Source organism: Gammaproteobacteria bacterium (assembly GCA_027296625.1).
In the GTDB taxonomy this organism is placed as follows: domain Bacteria; phylum Pseudomonadota; class Gammaproteobacteria; order JAKEHO01; family JAKEHO01; genus JAKEHO01.
Genome location: JAPUIX010000156.1, coordinates 1 through 3696, shown reverse-complemented (window position 1 = coordinate 3696; position 3696 = coordinate 1). Strand labels below are relative to the sequence as shown.

3 protein-coding genes are annotated in these 3696 nt (G+C 53.7%); 1 reads left to right on the top strand and 2 read right to left on the bottom strand.

Annotation, left to right across the window (positions count from 1 at the left end; genetic code table 11):
- Nucleotides 1-309 (top strand): hypothetical protein (locus O6944_09310; protein ID MCZ6719332.1); only part of this gene is annotated, 309 nt, incomplete at its 5' end.
- Nucleotides 310-698: 389 nt separating this feature from the next.
- Here O6944_09310 and O6944_09305 read toward each other — a convergent pair.
- Nucleotides 699-2885 (bottom strand): DUF4105 domain-containing protein, encoded by a 2187-nt coding sequence (locus O6944_09305; protein MCZ6719331.1) that lies wholly within the window; start codon nt 2883-2885, stop codon nt 699-701.
- A gap of 9 nt (nt 2886-2894) precedes the next feature.
- Entirely contained in the window at nt 2895-3206 is a 312-nt protein-coding gene (locus O6944_09300) for a hypothetical protein (protein MCZ6719330.1), read from the bottom strand.
- Between the last annotated feature and the right edge of the window lie 490 nt (nt 3207-3696).

The following is a 3696-nucleotide window of genomic DNA, read 5'->3' as shown; positions in this document are numbered from 1 at the left end:
CTGGACATATCAGACCCGCAACGGCCACGAGAGTTAAGCCGGCTTTTCTTCGGTGATGGTGAAGACCCCCACTGGATTTCCGGAGAACTGGGTGGCAACCGCATTGCACTAACGGGCAAGGGGCCCTGGCTCGGCGGACGGATTATCTTGCTGCACCTTGATCCGGAAACCGGCGAACTCCATGTCGATGAAGACTTCCGAACCCCCGGGGCAGATCGTCCGGGCGCTGACATGAATCGCAAGTCTTGGCCGCATGGCGACAACGGTCCGGCCATGCCCCACGGCGTAGTATTCTCGAGACCTGAGTAGCCAGCACTTGCACTGTGGACGACCTATTGTGGACAGAGTCCAAACAAATCCCATTCGGGAAGCCAGCCAATTGGGGCACTGAAACGGCCGAATGAGCCCCTCTGAGCTATTTCAGGCGGACGCGTCTGGGGACTGTAGGAACAGAGCAAATCACGCCCCCGCTACCAAAAAAATGCGCCGGTCCCCTTTAGGGGGCCGGTGCTTTTTTGTATGGGCAGAATTCAAGCTGCAAAGAAGCAGGTTCAAGCCGAGGTGCCCCGATGCGTAGCATCGGTTACAGGCGCCGAGACCAACTGAGCGGCGTCAGCCGCGAAGGCCATCCTGCCCTCGCTACCAGAAAATGGTAGTTCTTATGCAGTCGACCAGAAAGCCTCGTTCTACTGCCTGAACTACAGAGGAGCGTCTAAGACCGCAGTAATCGTTGGAGTACTTTTCGTTTTTTCGCGGAGCATGTTTATTCGCGCGTCCGAAATTCGAGTCAATTCGAAGCTGCCGCTTCCAAATTGTCGTTCGAGCATTAACCTAACGGCGGAATTGGGCTTGTCCGGAAACTGGGCTACTGTGCGATTCATGATTTCAATCCGAACTTCGCGGGCAACGTCAGCGTAGGACCGCAGCACGCGGTATCTATTTTCGGCTAAGGAGTTGCTCCAGGACGTTTCTTCCTGCCAACGCGAAAATCGAGCGCTTTGAAAATCGAGCGAAAGAATCTGACTGCTAAGTGCGTCAAGTTCCCGACTGAGCTCAACCCGGTCAGGACCGTGCTCACGACGTAACGGAATTCCATAACCAGGCCGGCTATCGCGGTCACCGGCTTGCATCGCCAGCATCAGGTAGCGAAATCGCTCAAGCAGCTCCGTCATCGTTTCGCTACGCCGGGCCAAACGCTTCAACTCCTTGATGCTGGCGTAGGCGAGTTTCTTGTTTTGCTGGCGAGCGATATTTTCCTCAAGCAAACGAAACGACTCCAGTCGTTGACCAAGAGTTATGATATCTCGCATCGTTTGTTCGAGTGACTCAGCATGCGGTAAGTCTTCAGCGAAGCGGACGACCGATGCCAGTTCGCTCTCGAGTCGATCAAGAGCACCGCGCCGCTCGTCAATCGACAATTTTCCAATGCGCCGATGGAGCGATTTTCTGCGCCGCACCTGTGGGGCATCATAGAGGTCTGTCAATGCTCGACTGGTGAGATCGAAGTCACTCTTGTAGAACAATGACGCCTCAGTCTCCAGTAAAAGCCCGCTTTCACGCAGGCGCTTCAAAACGCCTCTCGGCGTCCGACGCGTTCCGTAGATATAGTCCTCGCTCAAGATACCTGCTTTAAGTAAATCCTCGGTTTCGGTCGCGCAGTTAATCGAGAAAATGCGGTAGGGACCCCGATAAGTCCAATAGAGTTCGATTGCTCGCAGACTAAGTCGTCGAATTTGTTCCCGATTTAAGTCGATCGGATGGGAGACGACGTCTCTCGTCTCGAACTGGTTGTAGATCTGTAATTGGTATTGCAAGGACGTGAAGAACACCATGGAATCATAACTGCCGAGCATGCCCTTTAACCAGCGCCAGGGGGAATCATCGGTGCGAGCCGCGAAACCCAGGACGATGTCTTCCTCCTCCTGCTCGAGGCACTCTGGGCCAAGCGCCGTGCCCGGCGCGCACAGAACAAAGTGCAACATCGTGTGGCCGAATCTAGTTTCGGCTTTCTGGCCGGGCGCGGCCATCAGGTATCGTACCTGGTAAACGCGTTCAGGATTGAGGGTAACGAGACCGGGACTCTGTTGCGAAACCACTTCGTAGGTCGCAGTGCAATCGCCGCCGTCAGGTGTCCAGCCGAAATGATTTTCGAAGTACTCCTGATGGCTTGGAAAACGGCACGAATAATCGGCATCGAGCAGGAAGTATTCGAAGTGGACTGCGAAGGACTCCCGTTTGTTTGACGCTGCATGGGCAGAAGGCAGCCGATCCAGATCCCTGTTCTTTTTCATAGGGTATCGAAAACCCAGAAAACGGGTGTGGAATCCGTCCAATACAGTCCAAGACGGATCGCTGGAAATTGTGGTGCTACTCAGGCGAGACTGCGTGTCGCTCTTGCCGACCGAAGCGTCCAGATCCAATGCATCATAGGCGTGCCCAATCTCGTGGAGTAGCGTTGCCATCGCCAAGCGATAAAAATTGCCGTGATAACAGTCAAAGCTGCGGGTCCCGGACGGTCCCAACAGGATCTCTGGTAGCAGTCGAGAATTGATATAAATGATGTTTCGAAGCGCGTTATAGCGGCCGTAGGATTCGAAAAGCGGGCCGTCCGCTGTGTTTTCCTCCGACGCCTCGCTGGCGCAGTAAGGTTGTGTTAGTTGATTCGCTTGTCCCCAGGACCGAAATCGGACTCGAATCTTGCCAGGAACACGTTCATGCAGACTGGGTGGAAGCGTGGCGAGAACATCATCACCCCATCCTAGAATAGCTTCCTCTGTCGTTTTCTTTTCGAATTCATAATCGAATTCCAGACTGAGCGCCCGCGCATCGCAGCAATTAAAGAGCAAACCAATTGTAAAGATTGGTAAGGCTGAAAACCAGTTCATCGGATTGCGCTATTGCGGAGTTTCGTCTTCCCTGTTTTCTGCGATGACGTCATCGGCTTCGTTCAGTGCGAATTCCACTAGCTGGTCCGAGCCCAACTCCGGATGCTCCAATTGTACTTGCTCGAGTTTCAGTCTCAACGAACGAGTCATTTCCGAGCCCGCAAGATACCCTTCGGCATCACGTTTTACCGCTTGGGCAATCTGGACCCTCGCGGACTGGGCTGAAGACTCGGACACAGATTGCGACGATCCCTCTATTACTTCGTTGGCAAGACCGAATGCCGGCAACAGAACCAGGACAATTATCATTATCTTGTTCATTTGTACTCCCCATCATGCGTTCAATGTGGTTAATTGGCTTACTCTGGATATCATATGGCTGACGTCTCGGTCAAGCGCAAAGTACGGGCCGATGCAACTGGTTGTGCCTCATCCTCGCAAAGTGGCGTTTACTCCCCCAAAGGACCAGTGAAAATAGTCGCGTGCCCGCTGAGGCGTTGCCAATCTTAGCGAGCTACTTTACGCGGATATGTGTGGCCACTGTAGGAACAGCACAAATCACGCCCCCGCTACCAAAAAATACGCCGGTCCCCTGAAAGGGGGCCGGTGTTTTTTTTGGCTTGCGCGTGGCCAAGATTCAAGCTGTAGAAAGGCAGGTTCACTCGCAGCCGCAGCGATACGTAGTATCGCGATCAGCGGCAAGAGCAATTGAGCCACGTAGTGGCGAAGGGAAATCCTACCCCCATTACCAGAATTAAAGGCCGACTCTCATTGAGGGTCGGCTTTTCTGGTTTTAGGGTTGGATACGCCC